19 protein-coding genes and 1 pseudogene are annotated in these 23,098 nt (G+C 71.1%); 6 read left to right on the top strand and 14 right to left on the bottom strand.

The window, feature by feature from the left end; all coding sequences use genetic code 11:
- Positions 1–30: 30 nt before the first annotated feature.
- A complete protein-coding gene (locus OG522_RS32270; RefSeq protein WP_329466573.1) occupies positions 31–1,377 on the bottom strand; it encodes an ABC transporter substrate-binding protein in 1,347 nt (448 codons plus the stop codon).
- Between the two features lie 535 nt (positions 1,378–1,912).
- Positions 1,913–3,178 (bottom strand): geranylgeranyl reductase family protein, encoded by a 1,266-nt coding sequence (locus OG522_RS32265; RefSeq protein WP_382798599.1) that lies wholly within the window; start codon positions 3,176–3,178, stop codon positions 1,913–1,915.
- A gap of 178 nt (positions 3,179–3,356) precedes the next feature.
- On the opposite strand from OG522_RS32265, the gene OG522_RS32260 reads away from it, so the two are divergent.
- Together OG522_RS32260 and OG522_RS32255 are read left to right on the top strand one after the other, a co-directional pair.
- Complete coding sequence (locus OG522_RS32260; protein ID WP_329466571.1) at positions 3,357–4,721, top strand: dipeptidase; 1,365 nt, start codon at positions 3,357–3,359, stop codon at positions 4,719–4,721.
- A 92-nt stretch (positions 4,722–4,813) separates the two neighbouring features.
- Positions 4,814–5,524, top strand: a complete 711-nt coding sequence (locus tag OG522_RS32255) for an MBL fold metallo-hydrolase (protein ID WP_329466570.1) — start codon at positions 4,814–4,816, stop codon at positions 5,522–5,524.
- On the opposite strand, the gene OG522_RS32250 is transcribed toward OG522_RS32255, so the two are convergent.
- A complete protein-coding gene (locus OG522_RS32250; RefSeq protein ID WP_329466569.1) occupies positions 5,483–6,523 on the bottom strand; it encodes an NUDIX hydrolase in 1,041 nt (346 codons plus the stop codon). The genes OG522_RS32255 and OG522_RS32250 overlap by 42 nt on opposite strands.
- 242 nt (positions 6,524–6,765) lie before the next feature.
- Between OG522_RS32250 and OG522_RS32245 the strand changes: the two genes are divergently transcribed.
- Both OG522_RS32245 and OG522_RS32240 read left to right on the top strand, forming a co-directional pair.
- Positions 6,766–6,942, top strand: a complete 177-nt coding sequence (locus OG522_RS32245; protein WP_329466567.1) for a hypothetical protein — start codon at positions 6,766–6,768, stop codon at positions 6,940–6,942.
- A 91-nt stretch (positions 6,943–7,033) separates the two neighbouring features.
- Positions 7,034–7,378, top strand: a pseudogene (locus OG522_RS32240) (2OG-Fe(II) oxygenase); the annotation flags it as partial.
- A gap of 9 nt (positions 7,379–7,387) precedes the next feature.
- Here OG522_RS32240 and OG522_RS32235 read toward each other — a convergent pair.
- The 6 genes from OG522_RS32235 to OG522_RS32210 all read right to left on the bottom strand — a co-directional run bounded on the left by OG522_RS32235 (position 7,388) and on the right by OG522_RS32210 (position 13,320).
- Positions 7,388–8,311, bottom strand: a complete 924-nt coding sequence (locus OG522_RS32235; RefSeq protein WP_329466566.1) for a phosphatase domain-containing protein — start codon at positions 8,309–8,311, stop codon at positions 7,388–7,390.
- 8 nt (positions 8,312–8,319) lie between these two features.
- Positions 8,320–9,525: a T4 RnlA family RNA ligase gene (locus tag OG522_RS32230; protein WP_329466565.1), complete on the bottom strand. Its 1,206-nt coding sequence runs from the start codon at positions 9,523–9,525 to the stop codon at positions 8,320–8,322.
- 102 nt (positions 9,526–9,627) lie between these two features.
- Positions 9,628–9,900 (bottom strand): hypothetical protein, encoded by a 273-nt coding sequence (locus OG522_RS32225; protein WP_329466564.1) that lies wholly within the window; start codon positions 9,898–9,900, stop codon positions 9,628–9,630.
- 236 nt (positions 9,901–10,136) lie between these two features.
- Complete coding sequence (locus tag OG522_RS32220; protein WP_329466563.1) at positions 10,137–11,060, bottom strand: carbohydrate ABC transporter permease; 924 nt, start codon at positions 11,058–11,060, stop codon at positions 10,137–10,139.
- Positions 11,057–11,971 carry a carbohydrate ABC transporter permease gene (locus OG522_RS32215; RefSeq protein WP_329466562.1) on the bottom strand — a complete coding sequence of 305 codons (915 nt, stop codon included), beginning with the start codon at positions 11,969–11,971 and terminating at the stop codon, positions 11,057–11,059. Before OG522_RS32215 ends, OG522_RS32220 begins: the two co-directional genes overlap by 4 nt.
- 53 nt (positions 11,972–12,024) lie before the next feature.
- The gene (locus OG522_RS32210) at positions 12,025–13,320 is read right to left on the bottom strand and encodes an ABC transporter substrate-binding protein (RefSeq protein ID WP_329466561.1); all 1,296 of its coding nucleotides are present in this window, start codon (positions 13,318–13,320) and stop codon (positions 12,025–12,027) included.
- Between the two features lie 277 nt (positions 13,321–13,597).
- On the opposite strand from OG522_RS32210, the gene OG522_RS32205 reads away from it, so the two are divergent.
- Positions 13,598–15,628: an NPCBM/NEW2 domain-containing protein gene (locus OG522_RS32205; protein ID WP_329466560.1), complete on the top strand. Its 2,031-nt coding sequence runs from the start codon at positions 13,598–13,600 to the stop codon at positions 15,626–15,628.
- A 33-nt stretch (positions 15,629–15,661) separates the two neighbouring features.
- Here the strand turns inward: OG522_RS32205 and OG522_RS32200 are convergent, their stop codons facing one another.
- Positions 15,662–16,615: an ROK family protein gene (locus OG522_RS32200; RefSeq protein WP_329466559.1), complete on the bottom strand. Its 954-nt coding sequence runs from the start codon at positions 16,613–16,615 to the stop codon at positions 15,662–15,664.
- A 158-nt stretch (positions 16,616–16,773) separates the two neighbouring features.
- Here OG522_RS32200 and OG522_RS32195 point away from each other — a divergent pair, with 158 nt between their 5' ends.
- On the top strand, positions 16,774–17,811 hold the full coding sequence (locus tag OG522_RS32195) for a LacI family DNA-binding transcriptional regulator (protein ID WP_382798963.1): 1,038 nt from the start codon (positions 16,774–16,776) through the stop codon (positions 17,809–17,811).
- Between the two features lie 151 nt (positions 17,812–17,962).
- Here OG522_RS32195 and OG522_RS32190 read toward each other — a convergent pair whose 3' ends face one another.
- From OG522_RS32190 to OG522_RS32175, 4 genes are all read right to left on the bottom strand, one after another.
- Positions 17,963–19,624, bottom strand: coding sequence for a serine/threonine-protein kinase (locus tag OG522_RS32190; protein WP_329466558.1), 1,662 nt, complete (start codon positions 19,622–19,624; stop codon positions 17,963–17,965).
- Positions 19,625–19,711: 87 nt separating this feature from the next.
- Complete coding sequence (locus OG522_RS32185; protein WP_329466557.1) at positions 19,712–21,010, bottom strand: DUF6986 family protein; 1,299 nt, start codon at positions 21,008–21,010, stop codon at positions 19,712–19,714.
- A 172-nt stretch (positions 21,011–21,182) separates the two neighbouring features.
- Positions 21,183–22,145, bottom strand: a complete 963-nt coding sequence (locus tag OG522_RS32180) for an electron transfer flavoprotein subunit alpha/FixB family protein (RefSeq protein WP_329466556.1) — start codon at positions 22,143–22,145, stop codon at positions 21,183–21,185.
- Between the two features lie 104 nt (positions 22,146–22,249).
- Positions 22,250–23,035 carry an electron transfer flavoprotein subunit beta/FixA family protein gene (locus tag OG522_RS32175; protein WP_329466555.1) on the bottom strand — a complete coding sequence of 262 codons (786 nt, stop codon included), beginning with the start codon at positions 23,033–23,035 and terminating at the stop codon, positions 22,250–22,252.
- Positions 23,036–23,098: the final 63 nt, after the last annotated feature.

Genomic DNA, 23,098 nt, shown 5'->3' with positions numbered 1-23,098 from the left:
TCTCAGACCCTTCTGGTCACGGGGTCGGCTTCAGCGCGGGATCAGCAGGGCGGCATCGGCCTTGTCGGCACACTGGCGCATCGCGCTGTCCGGCGAGGAACGGCCGAGCAGTACGGCGACGACGGCCTCACCGAACGCCTGCGAGATCTGCGGATACGCCGGGTGAACCGGCCGTACCCGGGCCGACTCCAGCGCCTTGGTGAACACCGGGAGTCCCGCGGTCTGCGCGGAGTGGTCGAGCCACGCGGGCAGGCGGGCGCTCTCGACGCTGAGCGGCAGGCTTCCCGCGCCCATGTCCCACTTGACGTCCTGGCCGGGCGCGATGAGCCACTGAACGAATTCGACGGCGGCCTTCGAGCGTGCGGAGCCGTTGTCGAAGACGGTCCAGGTGTCGGGGCCCGAGATGGTGACGGGGTGGCCGCTGAACGTGGGAAGCGGCACCACCTCGTAGTCCACCTTGGCGGTGATGATGTCGGGCAGCGTCCAGGGGCCGCCCATCACCATGCCCATGCGGCCCGACAGGAAGACCTGGTACATCTGGGCGCTGCCCGGCTTGGGGTCGATGTAGACGCTCTTGCCCGCGACGAGGGCGGCGACGGTCTCCAGAGCCCGGCGGCCCTGCTCGGCGAAGCCGATGCTCTTGCCGTCCGGCGCGATGATCTCCCCGCCCAGGTCCCACACCATCGGCCAAAGCCGCCAGGTCGTGTCCTCGTCGCCGACGCCGGGCCAGCCGGTGCCGAAGACGCCCTTGGAAGCGTTGGTGAGCCGGTGGGCGGTGTCGATGAACTCGGCCCATTTCCAGCCCGGTTGGGGCAGCGGAAGACCGGCCTGCCGGAACAGGGTCTTGTTGCAGACGACCGCCATGGAGTCGACGAGGGAGGGCGCGGCGCGCACCTTTCCGTTGACGGTCACCGCGTCCCGCAGCGACGGCCAGTAGTCGGTCCACGGGACGGATCCGCCGCGCAGTACCGACGTCAGGTCGACGACCCGGGGGCTGCGGGCGATGCTCGCGATGTCCGAGCCGAAGACGTAGGCGATGTCCGGGTACGAGCCGGATGCGAGCGCGGCGGTCACCTTCTGGAGCATCACATCGGAGGTGGCTCCGCCGCCCGTATCGACGTGGACCTTGGGGTGGGTGCGGTTGAACTCGGCCACCAGGGCTTCGATCGCCTTCTTCGAGGTGTCGGTCTGCCCGTGCCACAGCTCGACGGTCACCGTGCCGTCGGGGCCGACGCCCTCGGCGGCGGAGCCGCAGGCCGCGAGCGCCGGTACGGCGGCCGCGGCCAGGGCGCAGCCGGCGCCGGCCCGCAGCAGCGTACGGCGGCCAGGGGCTCTGTGGGACGAAGGGGCGCTGGAGTGATCTGGGCCGGCAACCATGATCCGTTCCATCCCTCGCGGGTACGTCCCCGCCTCGGGCCCGGTCAGGGGTCCTGGCGACTCGGGCCGGCTCGGGACCTCGGTTGGGGGTCCCTTCCGGCTGGGCGCACCTCTCGCGGCCGGACCGCGCCGCGGTCCTGGCCACTGGCTGGATGAAAGCGCCTTCTGCCGCCGGGCGTCAAGGGTGCGGAGCCGTGTCGTTCGGGCGCTTCACGCGATGGGGTGCCCGGGGCTCCGTGCGGGGTCCGGTTCAGGCCCGGAAGCCGCCGCTATTCGGCCGAACTTGCGATGGCAGGCATACAAGTCCCGTGTCTCCACGTACATGTGATGATCCGTCACCTCGACGGAGGGGTCGACGCATCGGTGTCTCCGCGGGAGTCACGGGTAGCGGCCGCTGGTCTCCGGCGGGCGGAACCGAGGGGGCCGCCGCCTCTCGGCGGGCGGCGGCGGGGCCGGGAGCCCGTCGAGAGGTGGCGGGCGGTGCGCCGACCCTCGGCGGGCGGGGCCGGAGGGAGTCCGGTCCCGCCCGGGTGGGTCAGCGGTCGACCGCGTCCAGGGCGCGCCGGGCCATCGGGTGGCTGCGGACCAGACCGGCGAGGGTCGTGGCACCGCGGGTGATGTCCGCGAAGGCCCTCCACGCCGGCCTGAATCCGGTGAGCACGGCGTGCAGCAGCAGGGGCCGCTTCTCGAAGAGGGACATCATCCGGCGGCCCACGCCCATCTCGACGCCGAGCCCGGCCTTGATGGCGAACGCGTAGTTGAGGGCCTGGCGTCGGGCGTCCACGGCGTCCTGCGATTCGGCGATGCGGACCGCCCACTCGCCCGCGAGGCGCCCTGAGCGCAGCGCGAAGGAGATGCCCTCGCGCGTCCACGGCTCCAGGAGGCCCGCCGCGTCGCCGCACACCAGGACCCGGCCGCGGGACAGCGGCGAGTCTTCGCTGCGGCAGCGCGTCAAGTGCCCGGAGGACACGGCCGGTTCGAAACCCGCGAGGCCGAGCCGGGCGATGAAGTCCTCCAGATAACGCTTGGTGGCCGCGCCCTCGCCGCGGGTCGAGATCACCCCGACGGTCAGCGTGTCCCCCTTGGGGAAGACCCATCCGTAACTGCCGGGCAGGGGGCCCCAGTCGATGAGTACGCGTCCCGCCCAGTCCTCGGCGACGCTCGGCGGCACCGGGATCTCGGCCTCAAGACCGAGGTCGACCTGCTCGGTCTTCACCCCGACGTGCGCCCCTATCCGGCTGGCGCTGCCGTCCGCGCCCACGACGGCCCGAGCGAGGACGGTCTCGCCGTCGGCGAGAACCACCGCCACGGTGCGCCGGTCGGGCACGGCCGAGCCATGCTGTTCGACCTTGGAGACGGTGGCGCCGGTGCGGATGATGGCGCCGGCCTTCTCGGCGACCGCGACCAGACCCGCGTCGAATTCCGGCCGGTTGATCAGACCGAACAGCATCGTCTTCGACCGGCGGGTCCGGGTCAGTTTGCCGTTCAGGGAGAAGGTGACCGCGTACACCCGGTCCTGGAGCGGCAGTTCGAAGCCCGGCGGCAGGGCGTCGCGCGAGGGACCGATGATGCCGCCGCCGCAGGTCTTGTAGCGCGGCAGTTCGGCCTTCTCCAGGAGCAGCACCTTGCGCCCCGCGGTCGCCGCCGCGTAAGCCGCCGAGGCGCCCGCGGGGCCCGCGCCGACCACGACGACATCCCAGACCGGCCCGGCGTCCGGCCCCGTCGCCGACTCGGCGGCGGGCTCGCCCTGGTGCTCTTCCAGGGGGCCGTCCGCCCCGGCGTCTGCGTTCTCGCTGCTCACGATGTGCTTCTGCTCCCCACTCCGACCAGTGGTCCGTGTTGACGACCGCATCCTACGGGGCAGTAGCCCCGCCTCCCTGTCGTGGCCCGTTGTGGGAGGATCGGCCATATCTTCGACGTACGCCTACGTGCATCTTCGTATGTGTACATACAACGTCGCACCCACGAGGAGCGTGCCCATGACCGCAAGTCCGATCGCCGAGACCGTCGCCGCGCTGATGCCCCGCGCCAAGGTGGAGCTGGCGGAGCTGGTCGCGTTCCAGTCGGTTGCGGACGAGGCGGTGGCGCCGAGGAGCGAGTGCGAGGCCGCCGCCAACTGGGTGGCCGACGCGCTGCGCACCGAGGGCTTCCAGGACGTGGCCCTGCTCGACACCCCCGACGGTTCGCAGTCGGTGTACGGCCTGCTGCCCGGCCCGGTGGGCGCGCCGACGGTGCTGCTCTACGCGCACTACGACGTACAGCCCAAGCTCGACGAGTCGGCGTGGGTGACCCCGCCGTTCGAGCTGACCGAGCGCGACGGCCGCTGGTACGGCCGGGGCGCCGCGGACTGCAAGGGCGGGTTCATCATGCATCTGCTCGCGCTGCGCGCCCTCAAGGCGAACGGCGGCATCCCGGTCTCCGTGAAGGTCATCGTGGAGGGCTCGGAGGAGCAGGGCACCGGCGGCCTGGAACAGTACGCCGAGGCGCACCCCGAGCTGCTCACCGCCGACGCGATCGTCATCGGCGACACCGGCAACTTCCGGGTCGGTCTGCCCACGGTGACGGCGACGCTGCGCGGCATGACCATGATCCGCGTCCAGATCGACACCCTTGAGGGCAATCTGCACTCGGGGCAGTTCGGCGGCGCGGCCCCGGACGCGCTGGCCGCGCTGATCCGCGTACTGGACTCGCTGCGCGACGAGAACGGCCAGACCGTGATCGAGGGCCTCCCCGCGGACTCCGCGTGGGACGGTCTGCAGTACCCGGAGGTGGAGTTCCGCCAGGACGCCCGGGTCCTCGATGGGGTGTCGCTGCCCGGCACCGGCACCGTCGCCGACCGCATCTGGGCCCGCCCGGCCGTCACGGTCGTCGGCATCGACTGCCACCCGGTGGCCGGTGCGACGCCGTCCATTCCGGCGACCGCCCGCGCCCAGATCAGCCTGCGGGTACCGCCGGGCCAGGACGCGGCCGAGGCGACCAAGCTGCTGTACGCGCACATCGAGAAGCACGTGCCGTGGAACGCCCGGGTCTCCTTCGAGCAGGTCGGCCAGGGCCAGCCGTTCCGCGCGGACATCAACAGCCCGGCGTACACCTCGATGGCCGAGGCCATGGCCGTCGCGTACCCGGGCGAGGAGATGCAGTCCTCGGGCATGGGCGGCTCGATCCCGCTGTGCAACACCCTCTCGGCGCTGTACCCGCAGGCGGAGATCCTGCTCATCGGGCTGAGCGAGCCGGAGGCGCAGATCCACGCGGTGAACGAGAGCGTCTCACCCCAGGAACTGGAGCGCCTCTCGGTCGCCGAGGCGCACTTCCTGGTCAACTACGCGGAGTCCAAGCGGAGTTGAGCCCGCGGGGGCGGAGGGGTTAAGCGCTCGGCGGACATCGCCCAGAGCGTAGATCCATGTGGCGAGCGGCGTCACCGACGTACGTTCGCCACATGGATCTCGTAGAAGTCCTCCCCCGACTGCACATGTTCCGCTTCCCCATCGGCCAGGCGTATCTGTGGCGCGACGGGGACGAGTTGACACTCGTCGACGCGGGCGATCTCAACGCGGCGGCGCCCATCGAGGAGGCGATCCGCGGGCTCGGGCTCGACCCGGCCGCGATCCGCCGCATCGTGATCACGCACTGCCACCGCGACCACTTCGGCGCGGCCGGGGAGCTCGCCGAGCGCTACGGCGCCGAGGTGATCGCGCACCGCCTGGACGCCCCGGTGATCCGGGGCGAGCGGGCGATGTCCGAGCCGGTGCTCCTGGACTGGGAAGTTCCGCTGTACGAGCGCGGGTTGACGCTTCCGGAGGCACCGTCGACCCGGGTGGACCGCGAGGTCGGCGACGGGGACGCGCTGGGTTTCGGCGACGGCGCGGTGGTCGTGCACTCCCCCGGACATACCGACGGCTCCATATCGGTCCATCTGCCGCGCCACGGCGTGCTGTTCACGGGTGACAGTGTGGCCGGAGTCGGCCAGGTGATGGTCGGCGTGTTCAACACCGACCGCGAGCGGGCGCTCGCCTCCTTCCGCCGCCTTGCCGAACTCGGCGCGGACACCGTCTGTTTCGGGCACGGAGACCCGCTGACCGAGAACGCGGCGGCCGTCATGAAGACCTCAGCCGACCGGGACTCCGGCCTCCAGGTTGAGCACGGTTGAGCGCTCCCGGGCCCGCAGCGCCCAGCGCAGCCGCTCGAAGCGGACGGGCGGCAGCAGCGCGGCCGCCTCTTCCTCGCTGACGAAGCGCCAGCCGCGCAGTTCCGCGCCGGGCAGCAGCACCTGACCGGCGCCCGCACTGTCGAGCCGGCCTCCGTCGAAGAGCAGCCGCAGACCGCCGAATCCGGGCGGCCTCGGCGGCTCCCAGTCGACCACCAGGAGCTTGGGGACGCGGCCGAGCCGGACCCCCAGTTCCTCCTCGACCTCGCGGATCCCGGCCCGCGCCGGGGCCTCGCCGCGCTCGACGACGCCGCCGGGGAACTCCCAGCCCGGTTTGTAGGTGGGGTCGACCAGGAGCACCCGTTCCTGGTCATCGAAGAGCAGCACCCCGGCGGCGAGCGTCTCGGCGGTGGGCTCGGGGGTCTGCACGATCTCGCACGTGCGGGCCGCGCCGGAGCGGACCGCGTCGGCTATTCGCGCGGCGCTCTCGCGTGCGGTGAGCGCGCCGTTGTCGACGGTGTACGCGTCGGCGGCGAGCCAGCCGAGCGCCCGCCGAAACGGTTCGATGTGCTCGTACGCCCACTTGCGGACCCGCTGGTCATCGGCCTCGGCGTCGTCGGGGAACTCCACCCGGGCCGCGATCCGGGCCCGCAGGATCGTTTCCTCTTGGGTGAGGAGCACATGCCGTACCGGGATGCGGCGGGCCGCGAGCCCACCGAAGATCTCGTCCCGGTACTCCTGGCGCAGCAGTGTCATCGGCACCACGAGTACGCCGCCGACCTCGGCGAGCAGCGCGGCGGCGCCGTCCACGACCAGACGCCGCCAGATCGGCAGGTCCTGGTAGTCGGTCACCTGCGCGAGGAGCTTCTGCGGCAGCAGGTGACGCAGCGCCCCGCCGATCACCTCGGGGTCGTAGAACGTGCTGTTCGGGATCAGGTCGATCAGCTCGCGCGCGGTGCTCGTCTTGCCCGCGCCGAACGCACCGTTGATCCAGACGATCACGGTTCCCCCTCTTCGGTAGCCCCCAGTGGACTGCCCGCAACACCCTGCCACGGAAACCCGCGCCCGGCTCGGCCCCTTCTGATCACGTGCACAACTGTGGCCGGGCCGTTGCTTGCCGAGTGCCACCAACCGGCCCCGCACGGCGTCTCTCCCTGCGAGCACCGGCCACGGGGGGCCGTAACGCGGGCGGCGCGAGCGTCGTTGTGCGAGTGCCACACGAGACACAAGGGGGTGCGACGAGAATGCGTCGTACGGTACTGGAACGCTTTCCCGCGGGTGACCCGCGCGGTCACTGGCCTGCCGAGGAGTTCGCCCGGGACCGCAGGGACGAGGGCGTGGCGGCCGAGGTCGTGATGGACCTGGAGTCCGACGCGTTCCTGGTCGTCGTCGCGCGCCCGCGGTCGGAACAGACCGGCTGAGGCAGGCCCGCCCGGTCCGGCCGCAGGCTCAGCGCGATGTCCGAAACCCGCCGGTCGACGGGGCCCTGAGGGATCACCCCCGATGTGAGGATCCGCGCAGATCCTGCTGCGGTACGGTCGCGGCGACTGGAACGCCCTGCACCGCGACCTGTTCGGCGAGGCCGTCTTCCTGCTCCAGGTCGTCATCGGCCTCGACGTCCCCGGAACCGACTACCGCGGCGGCGAGTTCCTGCTCGTGGAGCAGCGGCCGCGGGCCCATTCGAGGGGCACCGCGACCCTGCTGCCCCCCCAGGGGCACGGGCTGGTCTTCACCACCCGGGACCGGCCGGTGGCGTCGCGGCGGGGCCGGGCGCCGGCGCCGGTGCGGCACGACGTGAGCACGGTGCGCTCCGGGCACCGGCACACGCTCGGCCTGGTCTTCCACGACGCGGCCTGAGGAACGCGCTCAGAAGTCCCCGTAGTTGACCTGCCAGGTGGGCAGGCCGATACGGCGCCACACCGCGACCACGCGGTCGCGGTCGTCGAGGCTGACGCGCACGTGGAACCGGTGGCGGACGTGTGCGTCGAACAACTCGGCCTTCACGAGGTCGTCCCGCCGCCCGTCCCCGGCCGCCCGCATCCACAGCTCGTCGTAGGGGACCTCGTGCGCGGCGAGCCACGCCTGCGTCCGCTCCCGGAACTCCTCGCCCCGGCCCGAAAGCAGCACGATCCGGTCGCCGTGCGCCTGCCGGAAGGCGAGCAGCGCATCGCGCACCGAAGCGTTGAGCCCGTCCTGCTCGCAGCGCGTGAAGTCGTACGGGTTGCGGTTCACGTTGATGGCGAGGGTGCCGTCGATGTCGCACATCACGGCGGTGGGCAGCGTCTTGTCGGGGGTGTAGGGCTCGACGGCCGACAGGCCCACGGCGTCGTTCATCCAGGCGTCGGTCAGGCGCCATCCGTTGCGTACGGCCTTGGCGTGCTTGTCGGCCAGGAGTCGGATGACGTCCTCGCCGACCGGGTTGGCGCGGGCCGCGTCGCGGGCGAGGCACTCATCGAGTGGCACCCCGGTGAAGTCGTGCACGACGAACCGGGCCTGCCCGGCGACGGCGGCCTTGAGACGCTTGGGGATGTTCGGTGTCAGGTGGGTGTTGTCGACCACCACGTCGAAGCCCGCCGCGAGTATCTCGCGCACCGCCGCGTCCTGGAGGGCCAGCACGGCCTGCTCGGCGGTGTGCGAACGGACGCCCCGGGCACCCGCGTTGTCGAGCATGCCGCGCAGGTCGTCGAGGTTGACGCGGCGGCACTGGCCGCCGGATTCCGCGACGATTTCGCGGGCGGCGGTGGTCTTGCCTGAGGCGGGCAGTCCGGTCATGACGTGGACAGTGGGCATGGCGGGGTTCAGCTCTCTTCGTCGTTCTTGAACGGGTCGGCGGCCGTGGGCCTGACGGACCGCCAGATCATGAGGTCGATGTCTTGGCCGTCGAGCAGCTGGAAGACGGCCGCGCGGACGGTGCGCTCCTGGATCTGCTGGGCGGCGCGGGCGAACGCGCCGCGGTCCGCGGCGAGATGGACGATCCCACGAAAGCGTTCCCCGGCGAGAGCGGCCAGTTCGGCGGCCTGGTTTTCGAGGCGCGCCGACACGGCCCGGACCCAGACGTCGAACTCGTCGGGGACCTGCTGAAGCAGCGCTTCCAGCGGATCCGTGCCGTCCGCGGTGAGTTCCGCGAGCTCGCCCGGCCCGCAGCCGAGCGCCTGGCCGACCCGCTTGGGGTCCGCCCCGGCGAACCGGCGGATGCCGAGGTAGCGCCAGATGTCGCGCTCGGTGATGCCGGTGAGGACCTTGTGCAGCCGCACGTACTCGCTGATCTTCGCCTTGGCCCGCAGCCCGGAGGCGTACCGGATGACATAGCCCTCGGCGTCGGTACCGGTGGCCCGGCGGCCGTCGGCGTGGACGTTGGCCGCGGCGCGCTCCAGGAGTTCGGCGAGCGGCAGCGCGGGCCAGGTGCGGGCCACCGAGCCGATGGGCGCCCAGTCCTCGGCGGCCCGGGAGAGTTCCATCTCCCGGCCGGCGTCGTCGTAGGCGGCGAGCAGGACGAGATCGCGCCGGCCCGCGTAGTCCACGACGATCCGGTTCTCGGGGTAGAGGATCTCCGCGAGGTAGGTGACGCCCGGCCGCAGCGTCGCCGTGTCCCGACCGTCGAGCCAGGCCCCGGCCCAGGCGGCCTGCTCGGACGTGAACGAGCCCCGGGAGGCCACCCGCCAGCGGCCCTCGTAGTGGAAGGCGATGCCGAGCGAACCGTCGACCTTGTCGTAGACCTCGAAGGGTTCGTCGGGCAGCGGGGGCGCGTAGGGGCGGCCGTGGGTGTGCTCCGCGACGTTGAAGAACTTGGGCAGGCAGTGCGCGACGACCGTGCCGGTCGTGTCGTCGACCACCAGACCGCGGCAGCGCGTGGTGACCTCGGTCCACGCCTGTTCGTACTGGCAGGCCCTGCTGTACGAATAGATCGACAACGGCAGTTCGGGGTGCGCCTTGCGGACGACGTGACCGGCGTCGATGGCTGCGGCGAGGCCGGCGGGCGGGATGAGAAGGTCGAGGTCGGTCACTGCTGCTCCAGGGAAGGGTGCTGTCACCTGCAGCTTGACCGATCCGGGAGCGCGGGGCGAGGCAATTTCGATCGAGCGCGGACGTCCTCGGGCGGCGCATGTTCAGGCCGCGAGCGGGATGCTGGGGCCGATGAAGTAGCCGTCCCGGTCGTACCAGCGGATCTCGGTGATGCGTACCTCGTGGAATCCGGTGCGCTGGAAGATGGGGTCCATGAGCGCGGCCCCCTCCGGCGCGTCGGCCGTCTCCAGGTCGAGGATGGTGACCGCGGGGTTCACGGGGCTCGGCCGGCGGGCGACCTCACGGCCGGGCAGCGGGTTGTACGCCGTGTCGAAGTCGTGCAGGAGAGCGGTGGCGAGGTGCAGTTGGACGGTCATGGCGGTCTCCAGGGTCGGGCTGCGACCGCCCCTGCCCGCGGAATGCCTTCGTCGGTCCGCACGGCCGGGCTGGAGCGGCGAGCAGCTGCTCGGGGTCGCAGACCTTGTGGCGAACGCCTTGAGCCGCGGTGGACCGGCGCTTGAGCCGGACTCGACGGCTGGTCGCGGGGGTGCGGAGCCCGGCTGGTCTGCTCAACGAGCCCGGCCCGCACCCCCGCTGAAACCGCCGGGCCGGGCTACCCCTTGCTGGATCCCAGGGTGAGCCCCGCGATGAAGTGCCGTTGCAGGAGCAGGAACACCACCAGCGTCGGGAGCGCGACGATCACCGAGCCCGCCGCCAGCAGGTTGTAGTCCGTGAAGAACTGGCCGCGCAGGTTGTTCAGCGCCGAGGTGATCGGGAGTTTGTCGCCGTCGGACATGAAGACCAGGGCCCACAGGAAGTCGTTGTACATCCAGGTGAACTGGAGCGTGGCGAGGGCCGCGAGGGCCGGGCGGCACAGGGGCATCGTGATGCGCCAGTACTGGGTCCACACCCCGGCGCCGTCGACGATCGCCGCCTCCAGGATCTCCTGCGGAAGGGTGCGCATGAAATTGGCGAGCACGAAGACGCAGAACCCGATCTGGAAACCGACCTGGACGAGGATGACGGCCCAGTACGAGTCGAACATCGTCATCGAGTCGGACATCCAGTAGGGCAGCGGGATGCGGTTGAACAGCACGTACAGCGGCGTCACGATCACCTGCTGCGGCAGCAGGTTGCCCGCGGTGAACAGCATCAACAGCACGATGCCGCCGCGGAGTTTGAGGCGTGAGACGGCAAACGCCACGAACGAGGCGAAGAACAGGGCCAGGGTCACCCCGGGCACCGCGATGATCAGGGTGTTGACGAAGTACTTCGTCATGCCCGAGTCGGTCAGGGCCTGTTTGTAGTAGTCGAAGGAGAGATGTTTGGGGAGGGAGAAGTAGCCGTATTGCGCGGTCTCGTCATAGGGGCGCAGCGACGCGTACACGGCGAGCAGCAAGGGTGCGAGGAAGGCGAGCGAGACCGTGAGGAGGAAGGCGTGCACGCCGAGGCGCCCCGGGCGCACCCGGCGCCGGCGGGCTGTTGGGGACGACGCCGGCGCGGCGGCCGTGGGGGCGGGCGCGGTACTGGTGGTCATCGGTCCTTCTCCCCTCGGATCTCCTGGACCAGGTACGTGAGGACGAAGCCGAGGGAGACGGTCAGCAGCACGACGGCGATCGCCGAGCCGAAACCGATACGGCTTGCCTCGCCGATGATGTTGTCGGTGACGAGCACCGAGAGCACTTCGAGGCCGTTGCGGCCGTGGTTGACGGCGTAGACGATGTCGAAGGCGCGCAGCGATTCGATGACCGTGATGACGCCGACGATGATGTTGACGGGACGCAGCGTCGGGAAGACGACCCGGAAGAAGGTCTGGCGCTCGCTCGCGCCGTCGATGGCGGCGGCTTCCTTGAGGGTGGGGTCGACGGCCTTGAGCCCGGCGAGGTAGAGGATCATCACGTAGCCGGTGTGCCGCCAGGCCGCGGCCAGCAGGATCATCCAGATGTTGAGCTTCGGATCGCCGAGCCAGTCGGTCGGGTTGTCCTTGGCGCCGAGGAGGGCGTTGAGTGCTCCCTGGTCGCGGGAGAAGACGAGCTGGGCGATGAAGCCGACGACGGCGAGGGACAGGACGACCGGCATGTACAGCGTCGACTGGTAGAAGCGGCTGAACCGGACGCCCTTGTCGATGAGCACGGCGAGGAGCAGCCCGAACGGCGCGGCCACGAAGCCCAGGACGGCCAGCCACATCAGGTTGTGCCGGACGGCGGGCCAGAACGGCGGGTAGTTGGTGAAGAGGTCGCTGTAGTTCTGCGTGCCGACCCATTTGATGTCGCCGACACCGTCCCAGCTGGTGAAGGACAGGACGACGGAGGCGAGCGTCGGCCCCCACACGATGGCGAGGTCGAGCAGGACGGGCAGGCCAAGCAGCACGCCGAGGACGGCGAGGTCGCGGGCGGTGAAGCGCCCGGGACCCCGCCGCCCCGCGCGCCGCGCAGTGGTGAGCGCCACGGCAGGGTTCTCCAAGTCGAAGCGGGCGTAGGTCGGTTGGAGGCGGAAGGCCCTCAGCCCTCGGAGGCGAAGATGGTCTTCTTCTGCCGCTCGATGTCGTTGACGAGGCCGTCCACGTCGTTCGGGTTGCCGATGAACTTCTGGATGGCCGGGATCATCACCGTGGAGGCGAAGTCGGGTCGGGTGTCGCGGTCCAGGAACTGCGAGATCTGCTTGGCTCCCGAGACCAACTCGACCGCCTTCTTCTGCAGCGGGCTGTACTTCGAGGTGTCCGCCGCGCTGTTGACGGCGATGTTGTTCGGGTCACCCGCGAGGTAGGCGTCCTCCGCCTTGGGCGTGGCGAGCCAGGTGAGCAGGTCCTTGGCACTCGCCATGGACTGCTTGTTCTTCAGTTCCTTGGCGTTCTTGGCGAGGAGGAATCCGTCGATGGGGGCTTCGACCGCGTCCTGTCCGTACTGCGGGTTGATCTCCGGGAACGGGAAGAACGCGATGTCGTCCCGGTCGGCCTCGGGGAACTGCTGGCCCACGTGCGGCATGCCGAAGACCGCCATGCCGGACTGCTTCTTCTGGAGGCTCTGCGCGGACTCCTGCCAGGTGCGCCCGTTGGCCCCCTTCTGGCAGTACGGAAGGATTCTGCGCCAGGTGTCGAAGACGTCCTTGACCCGCTTGTCGGTCCACGCCTCCTTGCCCGCCATCAGGCTCTTGTGGAAGTCGTACCCGTTGGTGCGCATGTTGAGGTAGTCGAAGGTGCCCATGGCGGGCCAGCCGTCCTTGTCGCAGAACGCGATGGGGTCGAGCTTGTCCTTCTGCATCTGCTTGGCCAGCTCTATGTACTGGTCGAGCGTCTTGGGCGCGGTGTACCCGCGCTCGGTGAACAGGCTCGCGCGGTGGAAGACCGCCCACGGGTAGTAGTAGTACGGCACGAAGTACTGCTTGCCGTCCGCGCCGGTCGACTGCGCCTTGAGCGCGTCGGAGAAGCCCTGGAAGCCCTGCCAGAGGTCGCTGATGTCGTACAGCAGACCCTTCTGCGCGAAGAACTGCATGCGGTAGCCCGCGAACCACATGAAGACGCCGTCCGGCTTGCCCTGGAGGTAGCGGTTGATGTTCTCCTGGAAGGTGTTGTGGTCAACCGTGTTGACCTTGATCTTCCTGCCGTCCTTGGACTGCTTCTCGTACGCGGCGAACGCGTCGGCGAAGGCCTTCTTGGGCACGGCGTCCGACGAGTTCGAACCCATCCGGATCGACTTGGTGTCTGCGCCGGGGCCGCTGCCGCATGCGGAGAGCAGCGAGGGCAGCGTGACCGCGCCGGCTCCGATCGCCGCGCCTCGCAGAAGATTCCGTCGGGACATCCGATGTCCTGTCACGCCGTCCGGCGCCACAGAACCGTTGAACGATGACTGCGCCATGTCCCCCTCCTCCAGGGTGCAACCCAACATAACCAAACGCGAGGCTTGGATCACACCCTCAACTCAGGGCGTCGTCAAGGGTTTTGACGCAAAGGCGAGCAACCGTTACCGCATGTCTTCCAACACACTTCAACAAGCCCTACCGTAAACGCTCGTCACTCACAGGTGACTGACAGAGGCATGAAGGTCCTGCCTCGTACGAGCAAGGAGGAACGTAACGATGCGCCGCCTTCCCACCCGTACCACCCATCCCAGACATGCCAGAGTCGTCGGAGCGCTGACCGCCGGGCTGCTCTGCGCGGCGGGGCTCGTAACCCCGGCTGCCGCGGCGCAGAACCCGCCGACCGCAGCCCCTCGGCTCGGCAACGGCCTCGCGCTCACGCCGCCGATGGGCTTCAACAACTGGAACTCCACCCATTGCCGGGCCGAGTTCAACGAGACGATGGTCGAGGGCATCGCCGACCTCTTCGTCGCCAAGGGCCTGAAGGCCGCGGGCTATCAGTACGTCAACCTCGATGACTGCTGGGCGCTGGGACAGCGCGACGCGCAGGGCAAGCTCGTCCCCGATCCGGTCCGGTTCCCGCACGGCATCAAGGCGGTCGGCGACTACGTCCACTCCAAGGGGCTGAAGTTCGGCATCTACACGAGCGCGGGAACCAAGACGTGCAACAGCGCGGGCTTTCCCGGTGGGCTCGGCCACGAGCGCAGCGACGCCCAGCAGTTCGCGGACTGGGGCGTCGACTACCTCAAGTACGACAACTGCAACAACCAGGGCGTCGACGCCAAGCTCCGCTACACCGCGATGCGCGACGCGCTGAAGGCGACCGGGCGCCCCATCGTCTACAGCCTCTGCGAATGGGGCGAGAACAAGCCGTGGGAGTGGGCCGGCGACGTCGGCAACCTGTGGCGCACCACGGGCGACATCAGCGACAGCTGGGGCAGCATGGTGTCGATCCTGAAGCAGAACCTGCCGCTGGCGGCGGCGGCAGGGCCCGGCCACTGGAACGACCCCGACATGCTCGAAGTGGGCAACGGCGGGATGACGGACACCGAGTACCGCAGCCACTTCTCGATGTGGTCGATCATGGCGGCGCCGCTGCTGATCGGCTCCGATCTGCGCAAGGCGACACCGGCGACGTACGAGATCCTCTCCAACAAGGAGGTCATCGCCGTCGACCAGGACCCGCTCGGGAAGCAGGGCACGGTGGTGTCCTCGGACGGCGGGCGGTGGGTGGTCGCCAAGCAGATGAAGGACGGCAGCCGCACCGTCGCCCTGTTCAACGAGACGGGCAGCGCGCAGCGGATCGCGACGACGGCCAAGGCCATCGGACTGCCCCAGGCCACCGCCTACAGCCAGCGCGATCTGTGGCAGCACCGGACGTACAACACGGCGGGCACGATCGCCGCGACCGTCCCGGCCCATGGCACCGCGCTGCTGCGGATCGCTCCCGACCGCGCATGGGCGCAGTATCCGCCGGCCGTCGAAACCGGCCTGGACGGCGCCCCGTTGGCGCAGGCGGGCAAGCCCGTCCGTCTGACGACCACCGTCACCGACCTCGGCCGGAGCCCGGCCCGCTCCACCAGGACCGCGCTCACCGCCCCCGCCGGCTGGGGGATCAGGGCGCTGTCGCCCACCTCGTCCCCCTCCATCCCGATGGGCAGGTCGCTCACGACGACCTGGGAGCTGACGGCCCCGGCGGGGACGCCGAACGGCGCGTACGACCTGACGCTGACGTCCTCCTACGGCGCGCCCGGCGGGGGCCGCGTCACGCGGTCCCTGCCCGTCCAGGCACACGTGGTGACGGCGCCGCCCGCCGGGACGTCGTATCTGAGCGATCTGCCGTGGCTCTCGGCGGCCGGTGGCTGGGGGCCGGTGGAGCGGGACACCAGCAACGGCGAGAGCGACGCCGGTGACGGTCACCCGATCACGATCGGCGGCACGGTGTACGCCAAGGGACTCGGCACCCACGCGGCGAGCGACATCGCGTACTACACGGGCGGCGGCTGCTCCAACGTCTCCGCGATGGTCGGCGTGGACGACGAGAAGGGCGCCGACGGAACGGTGGCCTTCGAGATCTGGGCCGACGGCCGCAAGGTCGCGTCCACCGGCGTCCTGACCAACGCCATGCCGGCGCAGCCGCTCTCCGCGAACGTCACCGGCGCGCAGACCATACGTCTGGTCGTCACCGACGGCGGGGACGGGGTGGACTCCGACCACGCGGACTGGGGGGATGCGCGGGTGGTGTGCTGACGGGTCCGTGCGTCAACTACCGGAGGCGGCACCTCACTTGAGGATCGCCGCTTCCTGCGACCGCCGTACGAAAGCGGCCGCCGCGGCACCCACCAGACCCGCGTCCGTCCCCGTCAGGGCGGGCGCGACGGTGAGCCGCTGGACGAAGGAGAGCGTGGCGTAGTCGCGCAGGGCGCGGCGCAGGGGACCGAAGAGCACGTCGCCCGCGCCCGCCACTCCCCCGCCGACGACCGCGATGTCGATCTCGACGAGCGTCGCGGTCGCGGCGATGCCGGCGGCGAGCGCCTGGGCGGCGCGCTCGAAGGAGGCGACGGCGACCGGGTCGCCGGACCGGGCGGCCGTGGCGACGGCGGCGGCCGAGGTGTCGCCGTCGGGTCCGGGCCGCCAGCCGTTGTCCAGGGCCCGGCGGGCGATGTTCGGTCCGCTGGCGATCCGTTCCACGCAGCCGCGCGCGCCGCACGGGCAGGCGTCTCCGTCGAGGTCGACGCTGATGTGGCCGATGTGGCCGGCGTTGCCGGTGGGGCCGGGGTGAAGCTTGCCGCCGAGGACGAGCCCGCCGCCGACTCCGGTCGAGACGACCATGCACAGGGCGTTGTCGTAGCCGCGGGCGGCGCCGAGCCAGTGTTCGGCGGCGGTCATCGCGACACCGTCGCCGACGAGTGTGACATCGAGTCCGCCGGTTGCCGCGCGCACCCGCTCGACCAGCGGAAAGCCGCGCCAGCCAGGGATGTTGACGGGGCTGACGGTGCCGGCCGAGGCGTCCACGGGCCCGGCGCTGCCGATACCGACCGCGCTCGTACGCTCCCACAGCGGGGATCCGGTCAGCTCGGCGACGACCTCCTGGGCCGCCCGCATCACCGTGTCGCCGTCCTCATGGGCGGGAGTCGGCCGCTGCGCCCGGACCAGAAGCCGGCCTTCGGCATCGACCAGAGCTCCGGCGATCTTGGTGCCGCCGATGTCGAGCGCGGCGACGAGGTCGGTCTGCATCGGGGTCGGATCTCCTGGTGAGCACGGGTAAGGGCAGGTCAAGATGAGAGTCTCCATGCTTCTGACAACGTTGTCCAGGGCCTATGCTCGACGCCACACACACCGTTATGGCACCCGACCGCGCCGGACGGCTCCCGACGACGATTGGACAGCGCACTGTGGCCGAGAACGCCCGCCACCACGAGCCCCGCTACGGCAACCGTCCGACGATGAAGGACGTCGCCACGCGCGCCGGTGTCGGCCTCAAGACGGTGTCCCGGGTGGTCAACGGCGAGCCCGGCGTGACCCCGGACACCGAGCGGCGGGTGCAGGAGGCCATCGAGGCGCTGGGCTTTCGCCGCAACGACAGTGCGCGGGTGCTGCGCAAGGGCCGCACCGCGTCGATCGGCCTGGTCCTCGAAGACCTCGCCGACCCGTTCTACGGGCCGCTCAGCCGGGCCGTGGAGGAGGTGGCGCGCGAGCACGGGGCGCTGCTCATCAACGGTTCCAGTGCCGAAGACGCGGACCGCGAGCAGGAGTTGGTGCTCGCCTTCTGCGCGCGCCGGGTGGACGGCCTGATCGTGATCCCCGCCGGATCCGACCACCGCTATCTCGAACCGGAGATAAAGGCGGGGGTGGCGACCGTGTTCGTGGACCGTCCGGCGGGGCAGATCGACGCGGACGTGGTCCTGTCCGACAGCTTCGGCGGCGCCCGCGCGGGGGTGGCCCATCTGATCGCGCACGGCCACCGCAGGATCGGTTTCATCGGCGACCAGCCGCGCATCCACACCGCGATCGAGCGGCTGCGCGGCTACCGTGCGGCGATGGCCGACGCCGGTCTCACAGTCGCGGAATCCTGGGTGTCGCTGGGTTCCACCGACCCGGAGCGCGTGCGCGAGGCCGCCGAGTCGATGCTGACCGGACCCGAGCCGGTGACCGCGCTGTTCGCCGGGAACAACCGGGTGACGGTCACGGCGGTCCGCGTTCTGGCCGGCCGTGAGCGGCCGGTCGCGCTGGTCGGCTTCGACGACATCGAACTCGCCGATCTGCTCGGCATCACGGTCATCTCGCAGGACGCCGCCACCCTGGGCCGCACCGCGGCCGAGCGTCTGTTCCACCGTCTCGACGGCGCCGACGAGGCGCCCGCGCGCGTCGAGCTGCCCACGGTGCTGATCCAGCGCGGTTCGGGCGAGATCCTGCCGCCCGCGGGCGCGTAGGGCGCGGCGGCGGCTCGGGCGAGATCCTGCCCGTCCGCGGGCGCGTAGGGCGCGGCGGCGGCTCGGGCGAGATCCTGCCCGTCCGCGGGCGCCTAGGGCGCGGCGGCGGCTCGGGCGAGATCCTGCCCGTCCGCGGGCGCCTAGCGCGCGGTCAGCAGACCTTCAGCCCCGGGACCGGCTGGTTGTTGTCGCCGCCCTTGAGGTAGACGACGCTGACGTAGACGTTGGTGTTGCCGCTGTCGTCGTCGGTCCTGGCCCACCAGGTGTTGGTCCACTTCCCGTACGTCTCGCGGCGGCCCAGGTCGCTCTGGCAGTAGAAGTAGTTGGTGCCCGCCTTGAGCACGCCCGCGGTGGCGCCGCCCTGCCGGTAGGACGTCGCGGTGCGCCACACCTGGCAGTCGAACTTGCCGCCGGCGATGGCTTGGCAGCTCCCGGACGGGGGCTGGGCACCGCCCGAAGTACCGCCAGGGCCACCGGAGTTGGGCGCGCTCGGCGACTTGCGCGGCTCGGGCGAGCTGCCCGCGCCGCCTTTGGCGCCCTCGTCGGTGCGGCCCGGCTTCGAAGCGCTTGAGCTCGGCGCGGACGAGGCCGACTCCCCCGGCGAGGGCGAGCCGTGCGCGTCCCCGGCGGACGGGCTGCCCGTGTTCCGCGCGGCCCCGCCCTGCGCGCCCGCCGCGCCCGGGGCCGCGCTGTTCGCCGCTCCCGCCGCCTGCTGCCCGCTTGGCGTGTCCGTACGGTCGAGCAGTGCGTAGCCGACCCCGGCGCCGACGAGCAGCACGGCGGCGACGCACGCGGCCACCAGGACCTTGCCGCGGCTTCGCCCGGCGGCCGGCCGCGGCTCGGGCTCAGGCTCGGGCTCGGACACATGGGTGACCACGGGGCCGAATCCCTCGGGCCGGTGCGGCAGCACGTCACGCACGGTCGCCGTGCGCGGGGCGGCCGCGAGCGGGGCGGCGGGTTTCGTGGCTGCGGAGTCCGCTGCGGCGGCGACGTCGGCGAGCAGCCGGGCCGCCGTCGCGGCGTCGGGCCGACGGGTCGGGTCCTTGTCCATGAGCCGCTCAAGGACGGGGCCGAGCGGGCCGGTGCGGCGCGCCTTCGGTAGCGGCTCGACCACGATGGCGTTGAGCGTGGACCAGGTGGAGGTGCGGCGGAAGGGGGCGGCGCCCTCGACCGCCGCGTACAGGGTGGCGCCCAGAGCCCAGATGTCGGAGGCCGGGCCCGGTTCCTGACCCTGGGCGCGCTCGGGCGCCAAGTAGTCGAGCGATCCGACGATTTCGCCGCTGCGGGTGAGATGGGTTTGGGAACCGTCGCCCGGGTCCTCCATGGCGGCGATGCCGAAGTCGGTGAGGACCACCCGGCCCGAGGCGTCGAGCAGCACGTTGCCCGGCTTCACGTCACGGTGCAGCACGCCCGCGCGGTGCGCGGCGGCCAGGGCTTCGAGGACCTTCGCGCCGATCGCCGCGGCCTCGCGCGGATCCAGGACGCCGCGTTCCCCCAGGACGTCGTCGAGCGAGGGACCGTCGATCAGTTCCATGACGATGACCGGGCGCCCCTCGTGCTCGGCGACGTCGTGGACGGCGACCACTCCGGGATGGCGCACCCGGGCCGCGGCGCGCGCCTCGCGCTGCATCCGCAGCCGCAGGTCGCCCAGTTCGGGCGCCGACGCGTCGGTGTAGGCGCGCAGTTCCTTGACGGCGACCTCTCGGCCGAGCACCTCATCGTGGGCGCGCCACACCACACCCATGCCGCCGCGACCGAGTTGCGCAAGGACCCGGTACCTGCCCGCGAGTAGGTGGCTCTGCCCCGTAGACACCGCTGCCCCGTTCCCCTGGCGATTGTCGTCGCGAACAGGGTACGGGGCGGCAGTGACAGTACGCGGGGCCGCGGTGTCGCGGCGCTGCTACGGGGCGGTGACGGTCAGGGTGCCGCGGCGGGGCGAGGCGAAGCCTTCGAGGTCGGCGCGGGTCAGCCCGGTCAGGCGGGCCACTTCGGCGGTGTCGAGGGCGCCGCAGTCCAGGCCGCGCAGCAGGTAGCCGCTGAGCGCCTTGGCGGTGGCGGGCTCGTCCATGACGTCGCCCTCGGTCTTGGCGACGTACGCGGCGAGGCGTCCCGCGGCCTGCTCCAGGCCCTCGCGGTAGAAGGCGTACACGGCCGCGTAGCGGGTCGGCAGGTGGCCGGGGTGCATGTCCCAGCCCTGGTAGTAGGCGCGGGCCAGGGCGCGCCGGGTGAGGCCGTAGTGCAGGCGCCAGGCCTCGTGGACGTGCTCGGTGGAGCCGATGGGCAGCACGTTGGTCGAGCCGTCCGAGACGCGGACGCCGGTGCCTGCGGCGGCGACCTGCATCACGGCCTTGGCGTGGTCGGCGGCGGGGTGGTCGCTGGCCTGGTAGGCGGCGGAGACGCCGACGCAGGCGCTGTAGTCGAAGGTGCCGTAGTGCAGTCCGGTGGCGCGGCCCTGCGCGGCGTCGATCATCTTCGCCACGGCGGCGGTGCCGTCGGCGGCCAGGATGGACTGGCTGGTCTCGATCTGGATCTCGAAGCCGAGTCGGCCCTCGGGCAGGTCGTGCGCCTTCTCGAAGGCGCTGAGCAGCCGTACGAAGGCGGTGACCTGCTCGGGGTAGGTGACCTTCGGCAGGGTGAGCACGAGGCCGTCGGGGAGACCGCCGTGCTGCATCAGGGTGGTGAGGAAGATGTCCGTGGTGCGGATGCCGCGGTCGCGGACCGCGGCTTCCATGCACTTCATGCGGATGCCCATGTACGGGGCCGCGGTGCCGTTCTCGAAGGCCTCGGCGATCAGGCGGGCCGCGCGCGCGGCGGCGGCGTCCTCCTCGGCGTCGGGGCGTGGGCCGTAGCCGTCCTCGAAGTCGACGCGGAGGTCCTCGATCGGCTCGCGCGTCAGCTTGGCGCGGACGCGGTCGTACACGGGCCGCGCGAGGTCGTCGGCGATGCCGAGGACCTTGGCGAAGGAGGCGGCGTCCGGGGCGTGCTCGTCGAGGGCGGCCAGCGCCTGGTCGCCCCAGGAGCGGATGGTGCCCTCGTCGAAGACGTCACCGGGTACGTAGACGGTGTGTACGGGTTGCCGGGTGCCGGGGTCGCCCGGGTAGCGGCGGGCGAGCTCCTCGTCCACCGCGACGAGGGAGGCACTGATCTCCTCGCTGACGACGCCGGCGAGGCTCGTTGCCACCTTCTCCTGCTGACCCATCCCGCATCCTCCGCACACTCGAACTTTTCCGCTTCACGGAATCACTAATCCGCATAGTGAAGTTAATAGGCCGCCGCGTCTGCGTCAATGCTTATCAGGGGGCCGGTGAAACGACCTGGGGCCGCGCGGTGAAGATCACCACGCGGCCCCAGGACCCGACGAAAGGCGCAGGTCAGCCCTTGCGGGCGTTGACCTCTTCGGTCAGCTGCGGGACGACCTGGAACAGGTCGCCGACGACGCCGTAGTCGACCAGGTCGAAGATCGGGGCCTCGGAGTCCTTGTTGACGGCCACGATGGTCTTCGAGGTCTGCATGCCGGCGCGGTGCTGGATGGCACCGGAGATGCCGTTGGCGATGTACAGCTGCGGCGAGACCGACTTGCCGGTCTGGCCGACCTGGTTGGAGTGCGGGTACCAGCCCGCATCCACCGCGGCGCGCGAGGCACCGACGGCCGCGCCGAGCGAGTCGGCGAGGGCCTCGATGATCGCGAAGTTCTCGGCGCCGTTGACACCACGGCCGCCGGAGACCACGACCGCGGCCTCGGTCAGCTCCGGGCGGCCGGTCGACTCGCGCGGGGTGCGCGAGGTGACCTTGGTGCCGGTGGCCAGCGCGGAGAAGGTGACCGACAGGGCCTCGACGGCGCCCGCGGCGGGGGCGGCCTCCACGGCGGCCGAGTTCGGCTTGACCGTGATGACCGGGGTGCCCTTGGAGACCCGGGACTTGGTGGTGAAGGAGGCGGCGAACGCGGACTGCGTGGCCACCGGACCCTCGTCGCCGGCTTCCAGGTCGACGGCGTCGGTGATGATGCCGGAGCCGATGCGGACCGCGAGGCGGGCCGCGATCTCCTTGCCCTCGGCGGAGGACGGGACGAGCACGGCGGCGGGCGATACGGCCTCGTACGCGGCCTGGAGCGCGTCCACCTTCGGTACGACGAGGTACTCGGTGAACTCGGGGGCGTCCGCCGTGAGGACCTTGACCGCGCCGTGCTCGGCGAGCGCGGCGGCGGTGCTCTCGGCGCCGGCGCCGAGAGCGACGGCGACCGGCTCGCCGATGCGGCGGGCCAGGGTCAGCAGTTCAAGGGTGGGCTTGCGGACGGCACCGTCCACGTGGTCGACGTAGACCAGAACTTCAGCCATGGGACTTCAATCTCCTGCAAGTGCGAAGAAACGGCGGGCAGTTGAGGGGCTCGGCGAGCCCTAAGTGCGGATTCGGCCCGGAAGGTTCCCGGACCGGCGGGCACTTAGATGAACTTCTGGCTCGCGAGGAACTCGGCGAGCTGCTTGCCGCCCTCGCCCTCGTCCTTGACGATCGTGCCCGCGGTGCGGGCCGGACGCTCGGTCGCGGAGTCGACCGCGGTCCAGGCGCCCGCGAGGCCGACCTCGTCGGCGTCGAGGTCCAGGTCGCCCAGGTCCAGCGCCTCGACCGGCTTCTTCTTGGCGGCCATGATGCCCTTGAAGGACGGGTAGCGGGCCTCGCCCGACTGGTCCGTCACCGACACGACGGCCGGCAGGGAGGCCTCCAACTGCTCGGAGGCGGTGTCGCCGTCGCGGCGGCCCTTCACGGTGCCGTCCTCGACGGAGACCTCGGAGAGCAGCGTGACCTGCGGGACACCCAGACGCTCGGCGAGCAGGGCCGGCAGCACGCCCATGGTGCCGTCGGTGGACGCCATGCCGCAGATGACCAGGTCGTAGCCGGTCTTCTCGACGGCCTTGGCAAGGACCAGCGAGGTGCCGATCACGTCGGTGCCGTGCAGGTCGTCGTCCTCGACGTGGACGGCCTTGTCGGCGCCCATCGACAGCGCCTTGCGCAGCGCGTCCTTGGCGTCCTCGGGGCCGACGGTCAGCACGGTGATCTCCGCGTCGTCCGCCTCGTCGGCGATCTGCAGTGCCTGCTCGACCGCGTACTCGTCGAGCTCCGAAAGGAGGCCGTCGACGTCGTCGCGGTCGACGGTCAGGTCATCGGCGAAGTGCCGGTCGCCGGTGGCGTCGGGCACGTACTTCACACAGACAACGATCCTCAAGCTCACGCCGGCTCTCCTACTGCATCGTCATTTCTGGGCTGCCTTGTTGCACGCAGCATAGGCGCCTGA

The organism is Streptomyces sp. NBC_01431 (assembly GCF_036231355.1).
Classification (GTDB): Bacteria; Actinomycetota; Actinomycetes; order Streptomycetales; family Streptomycetaceae; genus Streptomyces.
This window is presented reverse-complemented; position numbering and strand designations above follow the sequence as displayed.

Bases quoted from the DNA above. Each gene is read 5' to 3' on its own strand.
- OG522_RS32270 (WP_329466573.1), bottom strand. From the start codon at position 1,377: ATGGTTGCCGGCCCAGATCACTCCAGCGCCCCTTCGTCCCACAGAGCC.
- OG522_RS32260 (WP_329466571.1), top strand. From the start codon at position 3,357: ATGACCGCAAGTCCGATCGCCGAGACCGTCGCCGCGCTGATGCCCCGC.
- OG522_RS32255 (WP_329466570.1), top strand. From the start codon at position 4,814: ATGGATCTCGTAGAAGTCCTCCCCCGACTGCACATGTTCCGCTTCCCC.
- OG522_RS32245 (WP_329466567.1), top strand. From the start codon at position 6,766: ATGCGTCGTACGGTACTGGAACGCTTTCCCGCGGGTGACCCGCGCGGT.
- OG522_RS32235 (WP_329466566.1), bottom strand. From the start codon at position 8,311: ATGCCCACTGTCCACGTCATGACCGGACTGCCCGCCTCAGGCAAGACC.
- OG522_RS32225 (WP_329466564.1), bottom strand. From the start codon at position 9,900: ATGACCGTCCAACTGCACCTCGCCACCGCTCTCCTGCACGACTTCGAC.
- OG522_RS32220 (WP_329466563.1), bottom strand. From the start codon at position 11,060: ATGACCACCAGTACCGCGCCCGCCCCCACGGCCGCCGCGCCGGCGTCG.
- OG522_RS32210 (WP_329466561.1), bottom strand. From the start codon at position 13,320: ATGTCCCGACGGAATCTTCTGCGAGGCGCGGCGATCGGAGCCGGCGCG.
- OG522_RS32205 (WP_329466560.1), top strand. From the start codon at position 13,598: ATGCGCCGCCTTCCCACCCGTACCACCCATCCCAGACATGCCAGAGTC.
- OG522_RS32200 (WP_329466559.1), bottom strand. From the start codon at position 16,615: ATGCAGACCGACCTCGTCGCCGCGCTCGACATCGGCGGCACCAAGATC.
- OG522_RS32185 (WP_329466557.1), bottom strand. From the start codon at position 21,010: ATGGGTCAGCAGGAGAAGGTGGCAACGAGCCTCGCCGGCGTCGTCAGC.
- OG522_RS32180 (WP_329466556.1), bottom strand. From the start codon at position 22,145: ATGGCTGAAGTTCTGGTCTACGTCGACCACGTGGACGGTGCCGTCCGC.